Here is a 22,477-nt window from a genome sequence, read left to right as displayed (position 1 = left end):
AACCTTCACTCGCGGCTCACGGTGACACGGCCGTCTGTGAGCGACAGACTGAAACCGGCGTCAATGAGCCAGTCCGCGGCCGCGCCGTCGCTGTGTAGCAGCACTTCAGCGAGGTCGCCCGGTTCGTCGATGTCGGTCGCGAGCCGCCGAGAGTCAACTTCGGTAACGCTGGCTCCCACGTCCCGGGCAATCTGCCGGTGGTCACGTATCGACGCGCCGTGGTAGTCGACCCTGAACTCGGGGTGGCGACAGACGAAGGCGTTCGTCCCGCCGCCCAGACCCGGGGCCAGCACGACGTCGGCGTCGGGGGCGAGCAGTCGCTCGATACTTTTCGGCGTTACGAGCGGCAAATCCGCCATCACGACGGCAAGTGCGCCATCGCCGTCAGTCACTATCGACGCGAGCAGGTCGTTGACGAGCGGGTCGAGCCCGCGGTCGTCGACAGTGAGCGGTGCGGCACAGTCGAGCGGTGCCGTCGAGATAACGTCGGGTTCGTGGCCCGCCGCTGTCACTGCGTCGACGACATCTGCAAGCATCGCTTCGGTAAAATCACGGCGCTCGTCGGGAGAAAGAACGGACGCAAGTCGCGTTTTGGGGTCAGACCCCGAGACGGGGACGACGAGACGCATTACAGCTTGGAGTACTCGTCCTCACTCATCTGGGTGTACGCGTAGTAGCCGCCACCGACCAGCAACAGGAGGACGATGAGTCCGCCGCCGACCAGCAGGAGCGTTCGCTGGGTCTGAGCGCTCTGCTGGGCCTGCTGTGCCTGACTTTCGGCCTCCTCGGCGAGGTCCTGGGCGTTCTGGAAGTTCCCGTTCTCGTAGGAGGAGATAGCGCTACTGACTAGATCCTCGGCGTCTTCGTTCCCACCGGCTTCGTCGATTGCGGCCTGCGCGTCGTCGATTGCCTGTCTCGCTGACTGGCTCTCTTCAGTGTAGTGGCGGGCGGTGTCGTTGCGGAACTCGTCCTCGTTGCTCCCGCTGATACGACTGAGAGAGGCGACCTGATAGTTCTGTGCCGGGTCGTACGTGTAGTTCGAGATGGCCGGCGTCGTGCCGACGAGCTCGACGCGAACCTGGTCCCCGTTATTGTCGATCTCCAGGTCCTGCTCGAAGGACTGGTCGCCGTAGGTTTCCTGGCTCACCTGGCTACCCGCACGCAACACAGTGACCGTCCAGCTAACGTCCTGGAGTTCGGTCGAGCCGGCGAGCGTCCACTCGTTCGGTGCGTCGGTGAACGGGTCGTCAATCGTGTACGTCACCGACACCTCTTCCTCGACGGCTGTCTCGCTCGGGACTCCCTCGGCAGAGACAGAGAACGCACTCGCTGTGCCGGCGGTCGCGAGCAGCGCGACAACACAGAGGAGTGCGGCGGTCTTGTTAGAACAGCGGATCAAGTTCATCTTCGTCGTCTTCGACTAAGTCCTCTAAGTTATCTTCGCTTTGGTTACGGATATCGTCGATATTGTCTTGGGCCTCGATGGCGACCTGCTGGAGTTCCTTGATGCGGGGAACGTTGTGGACGCCGGCCAGCAGGATGGACGCGGCCACTTTCGGGGCGTTGGTCGGATAGTCGCCACCGCGGACCTCCATCGAACCGGTCTGCTCCTCGAGCCACTTCCGGCCGCGCTCTATTCCCTTTCGATTCAGGTGCTCTGGCGGCCCTGCCATCACGAGCAGAGCACGCTCCGCACCTTCGATCTCGCAGGGGAGCGTCAGCCTGCCGAGCGCGGCTTTCCGGACGAGCGACGTGATACGGTTCGTCGTGTTCGCCGTGTCCATCCCGTCGTCAGACGAGTCGTCGCCCTTGAACCGCGAGAGCAGGCCGCCGCCGCCGGAGGATACCTCGACGTCTTCGGAGGCGTAGCCGACGGTGGACACGCCGCCGCCGTCGAGCGTGTTGATGATCTCGGAGGAGTCGACGACGCTCTCGGCGACGTTGTCGCCGGCCTCGATCTCGCCGGCACCGAACAGCACGCCGAAGCGCCGGACGATCTCCTCGTTGATGTGGTCGTAGCCGCCCTCGACGGACTCGCCGGTCTGTCGCCAGGCGTCGTTGTCGAACACCATCAGATTGTCCACCTCGCGCACGAACGTCTGGAACGACCGAGCGGCGTTGAGGGTGTAGATGCCACCCTCGTCGCTGCCCGGCAGGACGCCCAGGCCGTACACCGGTTCGGTGTAGATGCGCTTGAGGTGTTTCGCGACGACCGGCGACCCGCCCGACCCCGTCCCGCCGCCGAGACCGGCGACGATGAGGAAGGCGTCGACTTCGTGAACAGGGATGTTGTCGATAGCGCCCTGTACCTCGTCGATATCCTCTTCGGCGATTTCCGCGCCGAGTTCGTTGTCTGCGCCCACGCCGTGGCCCTTAACGCGGGCCTGGCCGATGAGCACTCGATTCTCTTCCGGAATGTGTTCTAGCCCAAGCAGGTCTGCTTTCGCTGTATTGACCGCAACAGCCGAGCGGACGATTCCCGAGCCGGTCTCCTTGTCGTACTCGAGGAATTTGTCCACAATTTTGCCCCCGGCCTGCCCGAAGCCGATCATCGCCAGTTTCATTATATAGTTCTCCGCTTAAAGGGTCAAAGAGCGATAGCGAGTATAAGTGTTTTGCCCGGATCTCAGCCCTGAAAGCCAGGATTGAAAATCAATACTATCCAACACAACACTCTTTAGGGGATGGCTACTGCCGGCGCTTATCCGCTGAGGTATCCGCTGAGTGTCGTTAGAGAGTCACTACTGACTCCGAACGCGTCGATTTCGTTCGTTGTCGGAGTGTTATCGAATTTGAGTGAGCGGTACTGGTCGGCACCCATCGGGAACCCGACGCTCCCCAGCACAGAGAGACCGACCTTCGCCAGCGGCATCGGGAGCGGGACGATGCTTACCGACGACCCGTCGGCATCATACACCTGATTGGTCACGTCTCTGAGCGTCAGCACTTCCGGCCCACCGATTTCGTAGGTCTCGCCGACGTGTTCTTCGGATTCGATACTGTTGACGAGCATCGGCACGAGGTCACCGACCCAGATGGGCTGGAACTTGGTTTGCTTTCCGCCGCCGGGGAGCGGGTACAGCGGGACGCCCGGCGCGAACATCCCCTTGAGGCGCTTCGTGAAGGAGACGAACTCTCCGCCCTCGCCGAAGACGACCGACGGCCGGAAGATGGTCCAGTCCAGCGAAGACTCCGTAACGACCTGCTCGGCCCGACCCTTCGACCGGATGTAATGCGTGTCGCCATTGGGGTCCGCACCCAGCGCACTCAACTGGACGAACCGGTCGACGTCGTGTTCTTCGGCGGCTTGCACGCTGTTTTCGGTCCCGCCGAGGTGGATGCGTTCGTGCATCTCGTCGCCGCCGTCCGGCTTGAACAGGGGCGACAGTGCGACCAGGAAATACACCGCGTCCTGGCCCTCGAACGCGCTCTCGATGCTGTCGTACTCCGTGACATCCCCGGCAACAGTTTCGACACCGCTGGGAAGCGTCGCATCTTCCGGTGACCGGGACAACGCAGTGACGGTGTGTCCCTGGTCGTCGAGTTCGCGGCACAGGTGTTGCCCGATGAATCCAGTCCCGCCGACGACAAGTACATTCATAGACTCCAGTACGGTCGGTAGAACCGTAAAGGTGGGCGTGTTTGTTCGGCTGACCGGTCCGCAGTCCGGCCACTTGTGTCAGCCTACGGATGCACTGTCCGGTCGGGGCGCTTACGTCCCCCCACACGGATTGTGAGGTATGCTCGTCACGCTCGAAGGATTGGACGGGAGCGGCAAGACGACTGTGTGGGAACGGCTCCAGAGCGACGACACTGTCCCCAGCGAGGCTGTGTTCACGCGCGAACCGACCGACACCTGGTACGGGGACGCCGTTCAGCGCTCTATCGACGACGACGACGCGGACTCGCTGGCCGAACTGTTCCTCTACACGGCCGACCACGCCGCACATCTCTCGAACACGGTCCGACCGGCGCTCAACGAGGACCGACTTGTCGTCTCCGACCGCTACAGCGACTCGCGGTACGCGTATCAGGGTGCGACACTCGAAGCTAGTGAGACGTTCGACGACCCGCTGTCGTACGTCCGGGAGGTCCACGCCCCCTGGACCCGTCCGCCGGACCGGACCGTGTATCTCGACCTCGATCCCGAAACCGCCGCACAGCGCAGCGGTGCGACGAACAAGTTCGAAACTGCTGACTATCTTTCGACGGTTCGTGACAACTACGAGCGACTCATCGACGCCGACCCGGAGCGGTTCGTACGCGTCGACGCGACCGCTGACCCGGACACCGTGTACGAACGCGTCCGAGCGGCGGTTCTCGATTAGTCCATCGACGCCGGCAGTTCGACCTCGTCGGGGGCAGGCATCCAAAAGTAATCGAACGTGATCCCGATAGCGAGCGGAATAACGACCGTCATGAGGATGACAGCCGTCTGACTCCCGAGATCCGCACCGAGTTTGAATACACCGCTCAATACGATGAGGATGACGACCATGACTACCGGACAGAGGAGCAGCGAGTAGACGATACTTCCCCACCGCGTGTGCAAACGGACGCGGAAAAAGCGCGTCATGAGCGCCGTCACAGCACTGTTGACCAGCACGATGACGAGCAGGCCGATAATACCGGCGACACTGACCATGTTCGACGTAGGGCGGCAAGTCCCTTTGCCGTGTCGGAACAACGTGACTCGCTCACTCTAAGCAGATGTACGTGCGCGTGTCAGCGACGCCGTTGAGATCACGGACGTGACCTGCGACCGACTGCATGATATCGTACACCTCCGTCCCGGTCGCTTCGGCGATGATATCGTACTGCCCGGCGACGATGTGTGCTTCGGTGATGCCCTCGGCGTCGCGAACTGCCGCAAGGAGTTCTTCGGATTTCCCGGCAGCGGTCTTGATCATAATGAACGCGCTAACCATGTTGTGGTGTGTCGTGTCATAGCACGAAAAAGCTTCCGTCAGGGGACAACAACGGCTTTGTTGTTTGATATCGTGGTCAAGGCGTCCGGTGGTTCCACCGGGTGGGTACTTTTATTCACCCCCGTCCCATAGGAGCGTGTATGCGATTCGTTATCGTGGGTGCAGGTCGTGTCGGACTGCGGACGGCTCGCGTCCTGCAAGAGAGTGGCCACGAAGTTGTCCTCATCGAGCGCGATGAGAACGCGGTCGAGCGCGCGCGGACGGCTGGCTTCGAGGTGATCGCGGGTGACGGCGCTATCGAGGAGATACTCGGTGGCGCCGACCTCGAAGCCGCCGACGCGCTCGGCGCGCTCACCGGCGACTTGAACGACAACTTCGTCGCCTGTATGATCGCCAAGGAACACGGCTGTCGAACCGTTATGCGCATCGACGAGGACTACCGCGAGGAGATCTACCGACGCTACGCCTCCGACGTCGACGAGGTCATCTACCCCGAACGGCTGGGCGCTATCGCCGCGAAGAACGCGCTGCTGGGCGGGAACATCCGCGCAGTCGCCGACATCGCACAGAACCTCCAGCTCGTGGAGTTCACCATCCAGAAGCAATCGCCGATGGAGGGGTACTCACTGTCGGAGTTGGAGCTTCCGTCGAATTCCCGACTGATGGCGCACGGGAAAGGCGAAGCCCCGCTCGCCATTCCCGACCCGGACGAAACACTGGAGGCCGGTGACCGGGTCGTGATACTGGCCGACTTCGAGACGCTCTCCGACGTTCGTAGTATCGTTGTCGGTGAATCAGAGCCCGCGACCGCGCTTGGAGGTGCCTGAACATGGTTATTGCGTACGTGATGGTCAAAGCCCACACCGGTGATGCGGATCGTCTGAAAAGTGATATCGAAGCCGTCGACGGCGTTGTCGAAGCCCACATCGTCGCCGGTGACGTCGACTTCATCGCAAAAGTGAACGTGGAGACGCCCGCCGAAGTCAAGGACGTCGCAGCGACACATATCCAGGAAATCCAGGGCGTCGAAACGACACAGACCTACATCGCGATGGACTAAACGACGCGGCCACGGTTTTCGGCGCTCGGAACCGTATAGCTACAGCGGCGTCCCGCCGCGGGTGCCTTCGCTCCCGCCGGTACTCGCCGAATCGAGCAGGTCAGCCACGACGCCAACGTAGTCGTAGCCGGGAATGACGCCCTCGACGTACGTCCCTTCGACGTACTCGACGAAGGTCTTGGCAACGTCTGCGGCTTGCCGTTCGCCGCCCATCGTGTACTCGAACGTGACGACGACCTGTTCGCCGTCCTCGACGACGCTGTAATCGTCCAGTTCGACAGATGTCCGGGTCGCTTTCGGCGCGTCCTCGAGCCGCCGCTCCAGCGTCTCGAACCAGCCGTCGATGACGGCGTCACCGACCTCGTCGCTTGTCGCGGCCTGTAGCGACGGCGCTCTGACCGTCACCTCGTAGTTCGTCCGCCACTTTTCGCCCTCAGTTGCAGTCACGCGGCCGTCGAAGTTCGTCGTCTCGACAGCGTAGCTATCCCCGGCCGAGACGAGCGCATCGTGTCGGTCGAACGCTTCGGCAACGTCATCTGGCACATCAGTCATTACGCCGGTATAGGCCACAGACGTGCAAAAACGCGTCGTGTCCGGTTCGTCTCCGTTCGAATTGCTAGCCACCCGACGCTACCGTCTGAGCGTCACACCCGAATCTGTGACCGACGCAGCTGTGCCACACCTGAGCCAAGTCAGATTGTCAAGTGTGTCACATATACGCGGCCAAAGTTGTCTCTTGTGGACTACTGTGGCGGCTATCGCAGGCGCACAGCGTCCGGTGGCAATTTGCACCCCGCTCGCACCGCTCCTCGTGTCCACTCGTCGCAGGATGCGAGGGATGGGATTCGAACTCGAATGCAAACGCTCGCGTTGCTCGCGTTTCCGTAGTTCGAATCGCCATCAAAACGGTTCACACGCTCTCACATTGTTCGAGCGGATTCATGCGAGGGATGGGATTCGAACCCGATGCAAATCCTCACTTCGTTCGAATTTCCGTGATTCGAATCCCACGATGACATTCGTTGCTCACGGATTGTTCGCAACAGAATGCGAGGGATGGGATTCGAACCCACGGACCCCTACGGGAGCGGGTCTTAAGCCCACCGCCTTTGGCCAAGCTCGGCTACCCTCGCGCAGATTGAACTCTGCGGGGGCTAGTGAATGGTCCTTTCGGTCTCGGACTGCGAGGTGTCCTATCGCGTCCCACCACAGTCAGGTCGGCGGAACTCGATAGCGGCCGTGACACACTGGTTCAGCTGTCACTTCTCCTCTGACGCCCGTCTACTCCTCGACCGGGAGCCTGTCGGTCGGAAGGAACTTCGTCCGGTCGGCGTGGTCGAACGTTGCGACCGGCGTCCCGTCCAGTTTCCTGAGCAACGTCTGGAACGTCGCACCGTCGTTCGCGGCGGTAACCGTGTTCCCGGCATCCTGGAGTTTGTACGCGCCAGCGATGAACAGCGAGGCGGCGTCCGGATCGAAGTACTCGACGGCCAGAAACACCTGCTCCCCGACCGTCCGCCGGTACACGTCGTACGCTTCGAGTGGGTTCGATTCGACCAGCCGCGTCACTTCCTCGGCCTTGTTACCCGGAATAACGAACACGAGTTCGAGTCCGTCACCGTCGTCGACTGTCTGCAGGCCCGCGTCCCCGGCCGGGACGACGACGGCCTCGCGGCCGTTAGCGCGCCGCTGGTCAGCCAGCGCCTGTGTCTCTTCCAGCGTCTGTTTCCACGATGCTTTGCGGTCGTCCGAACCGGCGGCAAGCCGTTCGAGGTCGTCTGTCCCTTCGCCACCTGTCTTAACCATATCCTGTCGTTACGCCCGCGGGAGGTAAATGGTGGTGTCACTGGACGCCGAAGACAACCTCCATGCTCAGTGAAAGCCCGAGGACGAACAGACTCGCTACGAATAGCTTCACCGGCGGTGAGAGCCGGTCTTCGGGCGGGGCGAGCGAGTCGAGTGGCGGCACGACGCGGGCCAACACCGACTCGAACGGCGTCCGCTCCCGCGCTGACACGCCGAACGACACGCCGGACTCATCAGACTCGTCGGAATCGAGGGACGGCGCGCGCCACAGGGTGATCGATGCGTAGCCGAACAGCGCGAAGCCGATAAAAAACAGCACGAACTTCACCGTCAGCCAGCCACCGCCACGGAGCGGCGAGAGCACGCCACCGATAAGCGTTGCTGTGAGTGTGACGCCGAGGGCGTACCACAGCAGATCGAGTACCTTCCCCGCCAGGTTATCCATCGTGCGTGTCGTAGCCACGGCGACGCAGTTCTTCGCCGGGAGCGTCGTGGTCCGTCGCGTGCCGGTGACAGAAGCTCGTCCGTCTGTCGTCGACATCGTAGTACTGCGGCGTTTCGGTGTCACACCGACTGCCGAACGCTTCCTTGAGGTAGGCCCGTGCAGCGTCGGGGTCTCCATCACTGAGATACGTCACAGCCTGTTCGACGTGCTCCCGCACGTCCGGCGGGAGGTCCACATCGCTGAACTCCTCCTCGACGATCTCATCCCCGTCGGCCAACGCGGTATCGAACCCGAGCCGTTCCTTGAGCCGCTCACCGATCGACTGTTCCGCGCGGGACCGCTCGCGAATGACGTCACGGAACTCCCGGATACGGTCCCACACTTCGTCGCTAGCGTCTATGTCTTCGGGCCGAATCCGGACGGGACACCGCGTTGCGAAGGGACACCCCTCTGGCGGGTCTCGTGGACTCGGCGGTGAGCCAGGCAGGGTAATCCGGTCCGCCTGGGCCGTCGGGTCCGGTTCCGGAATCGCGGACAGCAGTGCGCGCGTGTAGGGGTTTTCCGGGTTCTGGAACAGCTGTTCCGTCGGCCCGACCTCCATGAGGTTCCCGAGATACATCACCCCGACGCGGTCACAGATGTGCCGGACCACGCTCAGGTCGTGCGCGATGAAGAGGTACGTGAGACCGAACTCCTCCTGAAGTTCCTCCAGCAGATTGAGTATCTGGGCCTGGACGGACACGTCGAGTGCCGACACGGGTTCGTCGAGGACGACGAACTCCGGTTCGAGCGCGAGTGCCCGAGCGATTCCGATACGCTGTCGCTGCCCGCCGGAGAACTGGTGGGGATACCGGTAGTAGTGCTCCGGCATGAGCCCGACCTCGTCGAGCAGTGTCCGTACCTTCTCCCGACGCTCGCGGGCCGTCCCCTGTTCGTGGACGTCCAGCGGCTCGCGGATGATCTCGCCGACAGTCATCCGGTCGTTGAGGCTCGATTCGGGGTCCTGAAACACCATCTGGGCGTTGCGGCGCCACTGCTTGAGGTCGCCGCCGCTGAGTTCGGTTATATCGGTTCCATCGAAGGAGACCGTCCCGGACGTGGCCGTCTCCAGTTGGATGAGCGTCCGACCGAGAGTCGTCTTGCCACAACCGGATTCACCGACCAGCCCGAACGTCTCGCCGCGCGCGATCTCGAAGTTCACGCCGTCGACGGCTTTCACCGGGTCCCCACCGAACAGCCCACCGCCTTCGTAGTACGTCTTCAGGTCCTGCACATCGAGTAACGTCTCGCCGGTCTGGTGTGACACAGTATCGACGATTGACTCACTCATCTGTGTCACCTCCCTCCAGCTGTCCGCCGGTGTCTCCGGCACTGTGGCCGTGGCCACCGTCAGCCCGGGCATCGCTGTCTTCGGACCCGGCCGGGCCGGTATCCTCACCGGCTTTTCGGCGCTCAGCCGGCCAGTCGTCCGCCGACAGCGCTTCGCTTGCCTCGGCGCCCGTCTGGTCTGCGTTCTCTTCGTGGTGTGTCACAGTGTCGTCGGTAGGCATATCTTCGGGATACAGGAGACAGGCGGCGGTGTGGTCTGCTGATTCGCCGACCTCCACATGGGCGGGATGGACCCGCTCACACTCGTCGAAGCCCTTCGGACATCGGCTGACGAACCGGCAGTACGACGCCGATTCGTGTGGCGTCGGCACGTCCCCTTCGATAGTGGGCAGCCGATCCGTACTGGGGTTCCGACCGGGAATACTCTGCAGTAGTCCCTGCGTGTATGGGTGGTGTGGGTTCGCGAACAGTTCCTCTACGGGTGCTTTCTCGACGACTTCGCCGGCGTACATCACGGCGACGCGGTCGGCAACCTCCGCGATGACGCCCATGTCGTGCGTAATGAACATGATACCGATGTCACGCTCCGTCTGAATTTCCTGTAGCAGGTCCAGAATCTGGGCCTGAATGGTGACATCGAGTGCTGTCGTCGGCTCATCACAGATGAGCAGGTCGGGGTCACAGGCTAGTGCCATCGCGATGACGGCTCGCTGGCGCATCCCGCCGGAGAACTCGTGGGGGAACTCGTCCACACGCCGTGCCGCGTCGGGGATGCCGACTGCACGCAACAGTTCGATGGCTTCCGACTTGGCTTCGGTGCCTTCCATACCGCGGTGGAGCTCCAGCGCCTCGATGATCTGGTTCCCGACAGTGTACACCGGGTTGAGCGAGCTCAGCGGGTCCTGAAACACCATCGCGATGTCCCCGCCACGAACTGACCGATACTGCTTTTCGGAAAGCGTCGTCAGCTCTCTCCCGTCTAATCGGATAGACGACTCCTCGCGGATTTCGCCCGGACTGTCGACCAGTCCCATTATCGAGCGTGCGGTGACGCTCTTGCCAGAGCCGGATTCGCCGACGATACCGAGCGTCTCGCCGCGTTCGATGTCGAACGAAACGCCGTCGACAGCGCGGATCTCCTCTCGGTCGCTGTGGAACACGGTTCGGAGGTTGTCAACGGCCAGCAGCGGCTCGCCGTCGTCGGTGTGGCTCATCCGCCACCACCTCCGGCGGCCGCGCCAGTCGCACCGCCTTCGGCACCCTCGCTCTGTGGGTCGATAGCGTCACGAATCCCGTCGCTGAATGCGTTGAAGCCGGTGACAACCAGCGTAATCAGGATACCCGGGATGAGCGAGATGTGCCAGGACTGACTGGCGATGTACTGTTGTCCGATGTTGATCGCCCGCCCCCACTCAGGAGTCGGGGCGGTGATCCCGAGTCCGAGGAACGAGAGTGCAGAGACGGAAATAATCACGCCACCGAGCGTCAGGGAGGCGTAAACCAGGAGATAACCGAGGATATACGGTGCCATATGTTTCCGCATAATCACAGTGGGTCGCTGGCCGTAACTCTTTGCCGCGTCGACCCACTCCTGTTCACCGACCTGTAGTGCAGGGCCACGGACCGCTCGCCACAGCCCCGGCCAGCGTATCAACGCGAACAGGAGGATGAACAGCATGGCCCCGCTGTATAGCTCTGCTATCCAGTGGTTCCTGAACACCACCGTCGCAAGAATCACCAGCAGCAATGCTGGCATTGCCTGGACGGAGTCGCTGGTCAGCACCACGATGAGGTCAGTCACCCCCTTGTAGTAGGCGGTAACTAATGCCAGCGTCGTTGCGATAAAGCCCGCAATCGCCATCGACCCGAGCCCGATGAACAGTGACACCCGTGCGCCGAACGCGAGGAAGGTGAACAGGTCCTTGCCGCTGACGAGCGTTCCGACAGGGTGGAACCGCCCGAAGTCGTCGTAACTCCAGACTCCGACGTTGCTGTCCCCGCTACCGCGGGAAGCGGAACCGAGGTTCGCTTCACCGATGGTAATCGTTTCGACCGTCTCCGTGTCCTCGTCGTAGTACTTCATATCGTGGGAGTACGGTCCCTCGATATTCTCTTCGGCCGTGGTTGGGCCGACAACGGGCGCGAACGCGGCCATCGTGACGAAGAAGACGACGACAGTGAGCCCGAACAGGCCCCAGTAGTGGCTTCGGAGTCGGTCGATGACGTCGTCAGTCGGCGTCCAGTCAGCAGCGCGGTAGTGCCGACGGAAAAGGACGTAGCCGTACCACAGCCAGCCTAGCAACGCTGCAACGTATGCATACACAAGCAGGAAGCGGATGAGCCACGCGTATTTCGGCTCAAGGCCGAGGAAGGTCCCCTGCCAGGCGCTCCCGTCGTAATACCCTCGGTTGGGTACCAGTTCCCGGCTCAACAGATGCGGCAGTTCGCTGAAGAAGGCTGACGCACTGGCGAACGCCTCGGCGCCGGGTGCTCCCGGGAGCAACCCGAGTCCGGCGCCTATCGCGCCAAGCAGCCCATCGAGGTATGTCGGTCCTTCAAGCAGCAACAGGATACAGAGTCCTGCTCCCCACAGTAGTGCCGGTCTGGGGTGTGCCCTGAGTCGGTCCTTCAACGGCTGATCGATGTCATCGGTGAGTTCTGTTTCCATCATCCGTCGTACCCCACACGCGGGTCGATAATCGTGTACGCGAAGTCCTGTACGATATTCAGGCCGACAATAAGCAGGATGAACAGGTACATCAGCGTCCCGACAAGCGGGAGGTCACCCTGCTTTGCCGCCTTGACGAACAGCAGGCCGATACCGTTGATAGAGAAGACAGTCTCGACGAGCACTGATCCGCCGATCAGGATGAACGCTTCCGCAGTGATGACCGGCACGAGCGGAATCAGGGCGTTCCGGAAGATGTGCTTCCACACCAGCACTCGCGGTGAGACGCCTTTGGCCTTGGCCGTTTCGACGTACTTCGAGTTGATTGTCTCAAGGACGGCGGTTCGGCCGATACGCATCTCTGTGCCCATCGACGCGGACCCGAGCACCAGTGCGGGCGGCAGTATCTGTTTTGTCGCTTTCGCCAGATTGGTCCATGCCTGCCCGGGATCAGTTATCAATCTCGTCGGGCTCCTGAGCACGGCGAGGTTCGGAGAGGTCACGACATTGGTCTCCACGATGAAGCTGGTCCAGCTGAACCCGAACAGCTGCTCTGTCTGTGAAAGCACCGTAACCAGAATCACCGCAAGCCAGAAGTTCGGCATCGCTCGCCAGACAATTCCACCGAAGGAGGCGAAGTAGTCAGAGAACGTATTGGGATTCAGGCCGGCGTAGAAGCCGAGTGGAATTCCGATTCCGAGGGCGATCAGGACCGCCCAGAACCCGAGCCAGATCGTCCGTGGGGCATAGCTGATGATGAGGTCGATGGCCGGCGTTCCGGAGTTGACGACCCACGATTGGCCCAGATCAAACAGGAACAGATTACCCATGAAATCGAAGTACTGCTCCCAGAGGGGCTCGTTCAATCCCAATCGTTGCTCGATCTGTCGAATCGCACGCGCATCGCCTTGCGGTCCGAGGATCGCTGCCGCGGGGCTAAGCGGCCCCAGCCGGATGATTGCAAACGTTACTGTCGTCCCGAAAATGATAACGGGGATTGACAGAGCCACACGCTTGAACAGGTATGTGAAGCGGCTCATGGCTTGTCTTGTCTCGGTTGTACGGGTATTTGTGAGTTCATAATCTTTGAGGGCTGCGAACTTGGTACCGTCACCGGGTATGACGGAAACGAAACGCTAGCGGGAGCGGGACTACTCTCTCTCTCCGAGAGACACAGTGTTCATCTTCTGGCGGCTCGGCCCCATCCCAGCCGGCGGGGTAAAGTCGACGTGGTCGTACCAGAACAGCTCCCTCAGTTCGTGATACACCGGCAGCATTGCGACGTCTTCCCAGTTCGCGTTCTCCAGTTTGATGTACGCGTCGTTCCGGGCGGCCTGGTCTTCTTCTGTCGGTGCCGGGTTATCGCTGAGCGACTGGTATGCCTCCTCTGCCTGCTGTGCGGCGTCGCCGTTCTCCGGCTGCCAGTTGACGTAGGAAATCGGGAAGTCGAGGCTCGTATCGGTCTGTGGCGGGTTCAGCAGCTGGAGGAAGTTGTCCGGGGCGGGCCAGTCGGCGACCCAGCCAAGCGAGTACATCTCTAGCTCGCCGTTGCGGCCACGTTCGAGCAGCGTGTTGAACGGCGCCTGATTGACTTCGAGGTCGATGTAGACGCTCTGAAGCTGGTCCCGGAGGATGCTTGCCGTTTCGCTCCAGACACCGGACTCGTAGATCGTCAGCTCGATGGCGACACGCTCGTTTTCGCCGTAGCCGGCCTCTTCCATCACCGAACGGGCCTGGCCGAGCTGGCTGTCGTCGTAGCCGTACGGGTACTCGTTTTCGGCGCGGTCGTTGTAGTTCTGGGCACCGCCGGGGAAGATGGACTTCGGCGTGAAATTGTACGCGGGCTCGCCGCGCTGCTTGAAGACCTGCTCGACAACGGTGTGCTGGTTCATCGCGTACGCGACCGCCTGACGGACGGGCTTGGGCACGTTGGCCATGTTAAATCCGAGGTAGAACACACCGATGGTCGACACACCGGAGTAGTTGGCCGTCGCGCCGTTACGCAACTCGCCGTAGGTCCCGATCTGACGACCCTGGTCGTCTTCTTCCTCAACGGATACCTTCCCGGGGTCGTACTGCGCCGTGGGCAACTCGAAGATGTCGGCATTGCGGTTCATCGCGTAGTTGTAATTGGCCGAATCGCTCTCGATGACCGCAAAGTGGACGCCGTCGACGCTCGGGCTCTCGCCGTAGTAGTCGTCGTATGCGCCGACTCTGGCTTCAGTTCCGGAGTCCCACGTATCGAACTCGAAGGGGCCGTTCCCGATGGGGTTCGAACTGGAGAACTCGGCCTGGGTCATCTCGCCGTCGTACCCTTCGATGTCGCCAACCAGGCCCTCGGGAACCGGTGAGAAGGAGGAGTACGCGAGCATCTCCAGCGTGGAGGCGAACGGCGCGTCTAGCTGGATCTCGAGCGTTGTTTCGTCAACGGCCGTGACGCCGAGTGTCCCGGGCTTGTACACTTCCTGTTCTTCGCCGTCGACCGTCTCGGTCGTCGTTTCGTGTGTGACGCCCAGCGAGTCCAGAACGAAGTAGGCACGACTGGAGTTGTCAGATGCAGTCAGCCGCTCGAACGCGTAGGCGAAGTCACTGGCGGTTACGGTGTCTCCGTTGTGGAAGGTCGCGTCCTTCAACTGGAACGTATAAGTGGTGAAGTCGTCGGATACCTCGTAATCCGCAGCCATAAGCCCCTCTACAGCGGGCTGGCTGTTGGGATAGTTCATCAGCGGATCGAACATCTGCTGGATGACGATCCCTGACTGGGTGTCGGTCGCCTCAATCGGGTCCATCGTCGTCATCGTCCCCGTATTGACTCGCCAGAGGTCACCGTCCCCTTTCAGGTCGGTCCCGACATCGCCCCCACTGCTGTCCGTCGAGTCCATACCGTCTCCGGTCCCCGCCTCGTCCTCAGTTCCGTCACTGTCACTATCACTTGAACATCCTGCCAGTGCTGCGGCCGCCGCAGCACTGCCCGTCGCTTTCAGAAACGATCGACGCTCCATGCTACTTGAACGTGGCATATTGATACCCAAATTGCCCCCCATAAATAGAAGTTATGTCATACAGTAGCTTGAAATATTAAACTGCTTGCATCAAGAAATTCAGTTTATTATCTATAGTAATCTTACATGATATATCCTGTGGTGGCTGTTTTCTGGGGGCGGAGATTCACCCCCGCAGAACCGAGTTTTCGGTGTCTCTGACCGCGCGCACGGGAGACCACCGTGGACTGATAGGTGGCAGTAACGGCTGTCGCTATCAGAAACTGCGCTACCAGTCGACGGAGAGTGACCCGTCGCCGTTCGGGTCTGGGGCGATCTCTTCGTTCGTTCGCCGGTCGATGACGTGGATGATGCCCCGGTCTTTCTTCGCCGGGCAGGCCTCCGCGGCCGCGACATTGTGATCGAGGTCCTCCTCGTCGATGAAGTAAGTCTCGGGCTTGGCGATGCCGGTGTCGAGGTCGAGTGTCCAGTTGCGCGACTTCTCGGCGCACTTGCCCGCGCCGAAGCACTTGTTGGCCTCGAAGATGATCTTGTAGGGCTTCTCCTCGACCGGGGGACCGTCCTGTTCGCCGAACTCGCTCGGGTCGACGTGGTCGTCCGCGTCTGCCATTACGCCCCGTTCGAGGCGGACCGCCTTTCGATTGTCGGTCTCGGCCGCGTTCGCCCGCTACGTCTCATCCGTCGACACGACCTCGACGAGGTCCCCGACGGCGAGGTCCGCACCGCGGTCGCCCTCGGGAACGCGGGCGATGAGCATCAGGGTGTAGAAGTGATCGAAGGCGTCCCGGTCAGCCCACTCCGGAAACGTCTCTCGCCGGCGTTCGATGAACCGCTCCCGGAACTCCGGGGTTTCCCTACCGGTGTCAGGGTCCCGCTGGGGGACGACACAGCGACCGCAAGGTGTCACCCCTTCGAAGCGGACGCCGCCGGCCCGGAAGGCAGGAGCGTCCGTACCGACGAAGCGGTCCTCCCAGAACGCCGGAACGCCGCCGATTTCGACGTTCGCGCGGAGCCGCCGTCGCAGCCCTTCGACGGTCACGTCGTCGAACCACGATGCCACGGTCTCAAGCGTCGCAGTGCTGATGACCGACGGGCCCATCTCCCGCCGGTCGACGTATCCGAGCGTCTCGTCGCGCTCGACGGTCAGGTCCACGTCGAAAAACGCGCTGAGCCATTCGGCTGCTCGGGCGCGGTCATCCGCATCCCGGAGTTCGAACGACACGCTATCGCCGTCAGTGGTGACCGACAGCGTTCCCGTTCCGGTGTCGTAGCTGGTGTCGATGTCGTGGACGCGGTCGGTCCGCTTCCCGTTGACCACGTCGCCGTCGGCGTCGAACATGGCGAACTCGCGGTCGTGCGCCAGCGTCCCGCCCGGGCGGATCGATACAGAGTCGCAGTCCATGCCGTCCAGTGCCTTGACGGGGTAGACGGTGAGTCGCTCGACGTGTGCCACTATCGGTTGCTCGCTCGGAACAACGAAAACGTTGTGTGGTTACCGGTGAATCTCGACGGATTCGAGCAGCATCTCCTCGGTCGCGCGTCGTTGCGGTCGGTGTCGACGCTGCCGATGGATTCGACGACCTCCATCCCGTCGATGACTTTCCCGAAGACGGCGTGTTTGCCGTCGAGGTGGGGCTGGGCGTCGAGCGTGATGAAGAACTGCGAGCCGTTGGTGTTCGGGCCGCTGTTGGCCATGCTGAGGACGCCCGGGCCGTCGTGACTGAGTTCGTCGTGGAACTCGTCGTCGAAGGAGTAACCAGGGCCGCCGCGGCCGGTGCCGGTCGGGTCGCCCATCTGGATCATGAAGTCCTCGATGATGCGGTGGATGTCGATGTCGGTGTACAGTGGGTCGATGCGCTTCTCGCCGGATTCGGGGTCTTCCCACGCACCGGTCCCCGGACCGACTTCGGTCCCGTCGTAGTCGTCGGCACCCTCGGCCAGGCCGACGAAGTTCTCGACGGTAGTCGGCACGCGCTCGTCGTACAGTTCGACTTCGATCTCGCCCTCTGTCGTGTGGAGGGTCGCAGTCAGGTCACTCATACTCGGTCGGAGGGAAGCCCGGCAGAAAAGCTTGCCCACTGACCGAGAGTTCAAGTACCGATACGAGGCCATCGCCGCCATTATCTGAGTAGCCGTCGCGTGGCGGGTCGCGGGAGCCCGACACGTCGCCACGCGAGCGGGAGTGTCGGCTGTTCGCTATTCCGGGCTACGGCAGGTGTGACAGTAGCAGCTTCGACACCTGCTCGGGGGCGTCGAACTGCACCCAGTGGCTCGCCGCCGGGAGCCGCTCGACTCGACAGTCCGGGACCCACTCGTCGAGGTCCTCAGTCAGGGCGAGCGAGAGCGCATCGTCCTGAACACCCCAGATAAGCAGCGTCGGCGCTGTCACCGGACGGTTGCCAACGCCGCCCGCCGTGAGCGTCAGCTTTGCGTTCCGCCGGACGAGCGCCCGATAGTAGTTGACTGCGGCCGTGCGCGCGCCCGGCTGCCCGAGCGCCCGCTTGTACCGCGTCACGTCGGTATCGGTGAAGGCGTCGGGGCGGGTCGGCCCGTCAGCGAGGATGCGCTCCAGCACGGTGCAATCCTTCCAGCGGAGGCTGGCCTCCGGAAGCACGGGAAGCTGAAAGAACAACACGTACCAGGACCGGAGGAGCTGGTCGAACGAGCGGCGGATCTCTCGCTCGTACGCCGACGGGTGGGGTGCATTCAGGACCGCTAGCTGGTCGACGATATCGGGACGGTCGATGGCGGTCTGCCAGGCGATGACGCCGCCCCAGTCGTGCCCAACAACGTGGGCCTGTTCGTGGTCGAACGCCGAAACGAGGCCCGCGACGTCGGCGACCAGTTCGTCGATGTGATACGCGGCGACGCCGTCGGGTTTGTCGGAGTGATTGTACCCCCGGAGGTCCGGCGCGACCACGCGGTAGCCGGCGTCCGCGAGCGCCGGGATCTGGTGTTTCCATGCGTACCAGAACTCCGGAAAGCCGTGCAACAAGACGACGAGGTCGCCGTCCGGCGGCCCAGCGGTCACGGTGTGGAGCCTGATACCGTTGGTGTCGACCAGCTCGTGGACGCCGGGTGTTTCTGATGCGGGTACTGTCCACGCAGTGCTGTCGCGAGCGCTGGCGTGTTGTCCCATTAGAATCACTTCGCCCGCTCGGTAGAAGTGGGTTCCGCTCCGTACCCCGTCGCCGGATTAGAAGGCCCGGAGGTCGTCGAGTATCTCCGCTGCGCTGCCGTCGGCAATCGCTTCACGGGCCTGTTCGAGGCCGTCCTGAATACTGTTGGCGTCCTCGCGGGCGTAAATGCGGAGGGCGGCGTTGAGCGCGACAGCGTCGGCGAAGCCGTCCTCGCGCTCGCCGGCCAGCACGGCCTCGGTTATCGCCGCCGACTCTTCGGCTATGTCGTCGACCTGCAGGTCCTCGCTTTCGATGTCCATTCCGTACTCGCCGGTACGGATTTCGAAGTCCGCGATGTCCTCGTCGTCGGACTCCTCGCCGGTGACGGGCCATTCGGCCACGACCGTCTCGCCGGGGCGAACGTCGTCGTAGCCTTCCATTCCCTGGAAGAACAGGGCACGCTCGACGCTGCTGGTTTCAGATCGTGCGAGCGTTCGGACCATCTTCTTCGCGAAGGCCAGATGGTAGAAGCTGCCGAGATGTACGCTGGCGTTGGCCGGGTTCGCGAGCGTCTCGACGGTGTTGACGAAGGTCCGGACGCCCATGTTGTCGCGGCGCTCGAACAGGGCGTCGATGCCGGGATTGAACGCCGGCTGGTAGTAGAAGCCGAAGCCGACCTCGTCGACCATATCGGCGCTTTCGCTCGGTTCAATCTCCGTTCGGACGCCCAGTTCGTCCAGAACGTGCTTGTAGGCGTCCTGTTTCTGCGTGGGGACGCGGTCGCCGGAGTGAACGACAACGGGCGTGCCCGCGGCGGCGGCGACGACGCCCGCGGCGACGCCAAGAATCGCGGACCGACCTTTGCCGTCGTAGTTGGCCCCGCAGTCGACCGGGTCGGCGTCCGGAGCGGCTGTCTCGACCGATTCCTCGGACATCACGTCGACATAGGCAGCCAGTTCCTCTGGGGTGTTGCGCTTCCAGCGGTTGGCGAGCCAGAACGCGCCGAGCGTCGTGTGGTCGGGTTCGTCGCCGAGGATGCGTCGGAACGCCTCCCGGGCCTGCGTGCGGGACATATCGTCGGCCGATTTGTGACCGGAGCCGACGACTTCCGTCATGAGTCGTTTGAGCGGCCATTCGCCGTACTCCCGGGTCGCTTGCGCCATGGAAACGTGTTCGGGCCAGAGTTCAAAAGCCCCTGCGTTTCGTTCTCAATTTGCGGGAACTGGCTGCGGTCCCGAAAGGGATACACGACTACACTCCTAACCGAATACAATGAGTCTCCAGTCGGGCGAGTGGCGCGAGCAGATCGATGAGGTAGACGCTGCGCTCATCGACGAGTTCCAGAGTGACTTCCCGATTCAGGAACGTCCCTTCGAGGCTGTCGGTGAAGCGCTGGGGGTCTCAGCAGGGACAGCACTTGACCGGGTCAAAACGCTCCGTGATGACGGCATCTTCCGCCGCTTCGGCCCGGTTCTGAACCCGCCGGTCATCGGCTCTTCGACGCTTGCTGCTGTCAGTGCCCCGGAGGATCGGTTCGACGAGGTCGCCGAAATAATCAACGAGTACCGGCAGGTGAACCACAACTACGCTCGCGACCACGAGTGGAACATGTGGTTCGTCGTCACTGCAGGGTCCCGAAAGCGACGCGACGAGATTCTGGCCGAGATCGAGGAGCAAACCGGCTGCTCGGTGCTCGTCCTGCCGATGCTGACAGACTACTACATCGATCTGGAGTTCCCGGTCGTCAATGGGGACCGGTTCGCCCGGGAGAGTCTGGAGACAACTGACGCCAGTGCAACGCGAATAAGCGAGGACGCCGCCGTCGACCTCTCAGAACTGGACCGGCGATTATTGCTCGAAATCCAGAGTGGGTTCCCGCTCGTCGCGACGCCCTACCGGGACGTGGCGGACGCTGTCGATGCCGACGTGTCCGAAGTACTCTCGGCTATCAAGCAACTCCAGCGGACCGGCTGTATCAAGCGCATCGGCTGTGTCGTGAACCACATCGTTACCGGGTTCGACAACAACTGTATGGTCGTCTGGAACGTGCCGGACGACGCCCTCGACGAGCGGGGACAGGCAGTCGGGGAACTCCCCTACGTCACGCTCTGTTATCACCGGCCACGCCGCCCGGAGCAGGACTGGCAGTACAACCTCTTTACCATGATTCACGGGCGCGAAGCGAGCGTGGTCGACCAGAAGATAAACGAACTCGCCACCGAACACCTCCCCTACGAACACGACCGGCTCTACTCGACGGCGACGCTCAAACAGACCGGAGCGCGGTACGACGATATCGTCGGCCAGTAGGGCCTGGATAATAAGGCAGCCAGTTGGGACAGCCGGAATCCTTTTGCAATTCTGTCCTAAACATGCTAGCTAATGACAATGGGTCGGCAAGCGACAATCCTCGTCGTTGACGACGAACCAGCCGTGGCCGACGTGTACGCGGAACAGTTGCGGGACCGGTACACAGTCGAGACGGTATACAGCGGTGAGGCCGCCCTTTCGAAGCTTGATTCCGCAGTCGACGTTGTCTTGTTAGATCGGCGGATGCCGGACCTTTCCGGCGACGAGGTGCTGTCGGCGATCCGTGAGAAACGCTACGATACGCGCGTAGCCATGGTGACCGCGGTAGACCCCGACTTCGACATCATCGAGATGCCTTTCGATGACTACGTCCTCAAACCGGTGTCGAAGGAGGACCTCTTCGGGACAATCGAACAGTTGCTCCTGTACGCCGATTACGAGGAACGCCTGCGTGAGTGCTACTCGCTCACGGCGAAATACGCGGCACTGGAATCGTCGAAACCACAGGCCGTCCTCGATGAGAGCGAGGAGTTCTCCGAACTGAAGGCCGAACTCGCGGAGGTCCGGGCGGAGCTTGACGATATCACCGATTCCTTCGACGCCACTGACTTCGAGTTGCTGTTCCGGGACTTCGAGACAGGCGAATCGATGCCGGACAACACACAGCTCTGACCCGGTTCGGAGCGGGTCGTTTCTACGGTGGCGATGCTCACGGCGACCCGCCCACCCTTTCGAAAGCACTAACCGATTCTCTTCCATAGGAAGGGCAATGAGTCAGCAACTCCCGGACGTGCAGGCGTCGAGTCCGGACGTAACGGTCGGTCTCAATCGCGTCGGTGTGACGGGCGTCGAGAAACTCGTCAAACTGGGGCGTCGTGACCGCGACCCCATCGTACTCATGGCGGAGTTCGAAGTGTTCGTGGATCTGCCGTCTTGGCGCAAGGGGGCCGATATGTCCCGCAATATGGAGGTCATCGACGAGACGCTGGAAACCGCCGTGTCCGAGGAAGCCTATCGGGTCGAGGATGTCTGTGGCGACGCCGCCGAACTTCTGCTGGAGAAACACGACTACACGACGAAGGCGGAGGTCCGGATGGAAGCGGAGTACGTCACCCACGAGTCCACGCCGGCCTCCGGGATGCCGACGCAGTCGACCGCCGATATCATCGCCTCGGCGACGGCGACCGAAGACGGGACGAGCGAGGAGATCGGCGCTCGCGTCACCGGGATGACTGTCTGTCCGTGCTCCCAGGGGATGTCAGCCTCCCGTGCCCGCGAGACGCTCCAGCAACTCGACGTCGACGACGACGTCATCGAGGAGTTCCTCGAAACAATTCCCCAGGCCGGCCACTCACAGCGCGGCCACGCCACGCTCACAGTCCAGAGCGACGGCGCGCCCGAAGTCGACCTGAACGAACTCATCGAAGTCGCCCGCGACTCGATGAGCGCCCGCATCTACAACCTCGCAAAGCGGCCCGACGAGGACCACATGACCTACGAGGCCCACAAGGACGCCAAGTTCGTCGAGGACTGCGTTCGCGCGCTTGCCGAGGGCGTCGTCGAGACGTTCCCGGACCTGCCGGACGACGCCGTCGTGACGATGAAACAGTCCAACGACGAGTCCATTCACCAGCACAACGCCCACGCCGAGCGTGTGGCGCAGTTGGGCGATCTGCGGCAGGAAGTTAGCGAGGACAGCGAGGACTGAGCGCAGCGAAGTACTCGGAACGTCGGAGCGGGGAGCATAGCGACCCGCGAGACAGCGGTAGTTTTTGAGCACAGCGAAGTCATCAGGACGTTGAGCGAGGAG

The 22,477-nt window shown here is 62.2% G+C and carries 24 protein-coding genes, 1 tRNA gene and 1 pseudogene; 6 read left to right on the top strand and 20 right to left on the bottom strand.

Features of this window, described 5'->3' with window-relative positions:
• Window positions 1–5: 5 nt before the first annotated feature.
• The 4 genes from cofC to GJ630_RS10340 form a co-directional block, all read right to left on the bottom strand.
• Window positions 6–629, bottom strand: coding sequence for a 2-phospho-L-lactate guanylyltransferase (cofC, locus tag GJ630_RS10355; RefSeq protein WP_014039499.1), 624 nt, complete (start codon window positions 627–629; stop codon window positions 6–8).
• Complete coding sequence (locus tag GJ630_RS10350; RefSeq protein ID WP_050007444.1) at window positions 629–1,405, bottom strand: hypothetical protein; 777 nt, start codon at window positions 1,403–1,405, stop codon at window positions 629–631. Before GJ630_RS10350 ends, cofC begins: the two co-directional genes overlap by 1 nt.
• A complete protein-coding gene (locus GJ630_RS10345; RefSeq protein ID WP_005536054.1) occupies window positions 1,383–2,564 on the bottom strand; it encodes a tubulin/FtsZ family protein in 1,182 nt (393 codons plus the stop codon). Before GJ630_RS10345 ends, GJ630_RS10350 begins: the two co-directional genes overlap by 23 nt.
• A gap of 137 nt (window positions 2,565–2,701) precedes the next feature.
• Complete coding sequence (locus GJ630_RS10340; protein WP_050007445.1) at window positions 2,702–3,601, bottom strand: complex I NDUFA9 subunit family protein; 900 nt, start codon at window positions 3,599–3,601, stop codon at window positions 2,702–2,704.
• Between the two features lie 139 nt (window positions 3,602–3,740).
• On the opposite strand from GJ630_RS10340, the gene tmk reads away from it, so the two are divergent.
• Window positions 3,741–4,328 carry a dTMP kinase gene (gene tmk, locus GJ630_RS10335; protein WP_050037539.1) on the top strand — a complete coding sequence of 196 codons (588 nt, stop codon included), beginning with the start codon at window positions 3,741–3,743 and terminating at the stop codon, window positions 4,326–4,328.
• Here the strand turns inward: tmk and GJ630_RS10330 are convergent.
• Window positions 4,325–4,645 carry a hypothetical protein gene (locus GJ630_RS10330; protein WP_014039503.1) on the bottom strand — a complete coding sequence of 107 codons (321 nt, stop codon included), beginning with the start codon at window positions 4,643–4,645 and terminating at the stop codon, window positions 4,325–4,327. The two genes, tmk and GJ630_RS10330, sit on opposite strands and share 4 nt — an antisense overlap.
• 52 nt (window positions 4,646–4,697) lie before the next feature.
• The gene (locus tag GJ630_RS10325; RefSeq protein ID WP_008310913.1) at window positions 4,698–4,928 is read right to left on the bottom strand and encodes an Lrp/AsnC family transcriptional regulator; all 231 of its coding nucleotides are present in this window, start codon (window positions 4,926–4,928) and stop codon (window positions 4,698–4,700) included.
• A 140-nt stretch (window positions 4,929–5,068) separates the two neighbouring features.
• On the opposite strand from GJ630_RS10325, the gene GJ630_RS10320 reads away from it, so the two are divergent.
• Complete coding sequence (locus GJ630_RS10320; protein WP_191449844.1) at window positions 5,069–5,755, top strand: TrkA family potassium uptake protein; 687 nt, start codon at window positions 5,069–5,071, stop codon at window positions 5,753–5,755.
• A 2-nt stretch (window positions 5,756–5,757) separates the two neighbouring features.
• Window positions 5,758–5,988, top strand: a complete 231-nt coding sequence (locus GJ630_RS10315; RefSeq protein WP_014039505.1) for an Lrp/AsnC family transcriptional regulator — start codon at window positions 5,758–5,760, stop codon at window positions 5,986–5,988.
• A gap of 39 nt (window positions 5,989–6,027) precedes the next feature.
• Here GJ630_RS10315 and GJ630_RS10310 read toward each other — a convergent pair whose 3' ends face one another.
• The 14 genes and pseudogenes from GJ630_RS10310 to GJ630_RS10245 all read right to left on the bottom strand — a co-directional run bounded on the left by GJ630_RS10310 (window position 6,028) and on the right by GJ630_RS10245 (window position 19,520).
• Window positions 6,028–6,540 carry a DUF5813 family protein gene (locus tag GJ630_RS10310; RefSeq protein WP_191449843.1) on the bottom strand — a complete coding sequence of 171 codons (513 nt, stop codon included), beginning with the start codon at window positions 6,538–6,540 and terminating at the stop codon, window positions 6,028–6,030.
• A gap of 496 nt (window positions 6,541–7,036) precedes the next feature.
• Window positions 7,037–7,121 (bottom strand) — tRNA-Leu (locus GJ630_RS10305).
• Window positions 7,122–7,269: 148 nt separating this feature from the next.
• A complete protein-coding gene (locus GJ630_RS10300; protein ID WP_050037542.1) occupies window positions 7,270–7,794 on the bottom strand; it encodes a hypothetical protein in 525 nt (174 codons plus the stop codon).
• Between the two features lie 37 nt (window positions 7,795–7,831).
• The gene (locus GJ630_RS10295) at window positions 7,832–8,239 is read right to left on the bottom strand and encodes a hypothetical protein (protein WP_014039508.1); all 408 of its coding nucleotides are present in this window, start codon (window positions 8,237–8,239) and stop codon (window positions 7,832–7,834) included.
• Window positions 8,232–9,569: an ABC transporter ATP-binding protein gene (locus GJ630_RS10290; protein ID WP_044951665.1), complete on the bottom strand. Its 1,338-nt coding sequence runs from the start codon at window positions 9,567–9,569 to the stop codon at window positions 8,232–8,234. The genes GJ630_RS10295 and GJ630_RS10290 overlap by 8 nt, the downstream gene beginning before the upstream one ends.
• On the bottom strand, window positions 9,562–10,782 hold the full coding sequence (locus GJ630_RS10285; RefSeq protein WP_050037544.1) for an ABC transporter ATP-binding protein: 1,221 nt from the start codon (window positions 10,780–10,782) through the stop codon (window positions 9,562–9,564). Before GJ630_RS10285 ends, GJ630_RS10290 begins: the two co-directional genes overlap by 8 nt.
• Window positions 10,779–12,236: an ABC transporter permease gene (locus GJ630_RS10280; RefSeq protein WP_079891631.1), complete on the bottom strand. Its 1,458-nt coding sequence runs from the start codon at window positions 12,234–12,236 to the stop codon at window positions 10,779–10,781. Before GJ630_RS10280 ends, GJ630_RS10285 begins: the two co-directional genes overlap by 4 nt.
• Window positions 12,236–13,276, bottom strand: a complete 1,041-nt coding sequence (locus tag GJ630_RS10275; RefSeq protein ID WP_014039512.1) for an ABC transporter permease — start codon at window positions 13,274–13,276, stop codon at window positions 12,236–12,238. The genes GJ630_RS10280 and GJ630_RS10275 overlap by 1 nt, the downstream gene beginning before the upstream one ends.
• A gap of 111 nt (window positions 13,277–13,387) precedes the next feature.
• On the bottom strand, window positions 13,388–15,238 hold the full coding sequence (locus GJ630_RS10270; protein WP_191449850.1) for an ABC transporter substrate-binding protein: 1,851 nt from the start codon (window positions 15,236–15,238) through the stop codon (window positions 13,388–13,390).
• Between the two features lie 268 nt (window positions 15,239–15,506).
• Window positions 15,507–15,848 carry a hypothetical protein gene (locus GJ630_RS10265; protein ID WP_014039514.1) on the bottom strand — a complete coding sequence of 114 codons (342 nt, stop codon included), beginning with the start codon at window positions 15,846–15,848 and terminating at the stop codon, window positions 15,507–15,509.
• A 57-nt stretch (window positions 15,849–15,905) separates the two neighbouring features.
• Entirely contained in the window at window positions 15,906–16,691 is a 786-nt protein-coding gene (locus tag GJ630_RS10260; RefSeq protein ID WP_014039515.1) for an MOSC domain-containing protein, read from the bottom strand.
• A gap of 39 nt (window positions 16,692–16,730) precedes the next feature.
• A pseudogene (locus tag GJ630_RS10255) lies at window positions 16,731–17,278 on the bottom strand (peptidylprolyl isomerase).
• A 166-nt stretch (window positions 17,279–17,444) separates the two neighbouring features.
• Window positions 17,445–18,377, bottom strand: coding sequence for an alpha/beta fold hydrolase (locus GJ630_RS10250; RefSeq protein ID WP_191449842.1), 933 nt, complete (start codon window positions 18,375–18,377; stop codon window positions 17,445–17,447).
• 57 nt (window positions 18,378–18,434) lie between these two features.
• Entirely contained in the window at window positions 18,435–19,520 is a 1,086-nt protein-coding gene (locus tag GJ630_RS10245) for an anthranilate phosphoribosyltransferase (RefSeq protein ID WP_014039518.1), read from the bottom strand.
• 109 nt (window positions 19,521–19,629) lie between these two features.
• On the opposite strand from GJ630_RS10245, the gene GJ630_RS10240 reads away from it, so the two are divergent.
• From GJ630_RS10240 to mptA, 3 genes are all read left to right on the top strand, one after another.
• Window positions 19,630–20,667: an AsnC family transcriptional regulator gene (locus GJ630_RS10240; protein WP_014039519.1), complete on the top strand. Its 1,038-nt coding sequence runs from the start codon at window positions 19,630–19,632 to the stop codon at window positions 20,665–20,667.
• Window positions 20,668–20,739: 72 nt separating this feature from the next.
• Window positions 20,740–21,339, top strand: coding sequence for a response regulator (locus GJ630_RS10235; protein ID WP_023843125.1), 600 nt, complete (start codon window positions 20,740–20,742; stop codon window positions 21,337–21,339).
• Between the two features lie 97 nt (window positions 21,340–21,436).
• Window positions 21,437–22,375 carry a GTP cyclohydrolase MptA gene (mptA, locus tag GJ630_RS10230; protein WP_151147101.1) on the top strand — a complete coding sequence of 313 codons (939 nt, stop codon included), beginning with the start codon at window positions 21,437–21,439 and terminating at the stop codon, window positions 22,373–22,375.
• Window positions 22,376–22,477: the final 102 nt, after the last annotated feature.

This window comes from Haloarcula sp. CBA1122, assembly GCF_009741785.1.
Lineage (GTDB): Archaea > Halobacteriota > Halobacteria > Halobacteriales > Haloarculaceae > Haloarcula > Haloarcula hispanica.
Note: the sequence above shows the minus strand (reverse complement) of the source record. Positions and strands in the feature narration are given on the sequence as shown.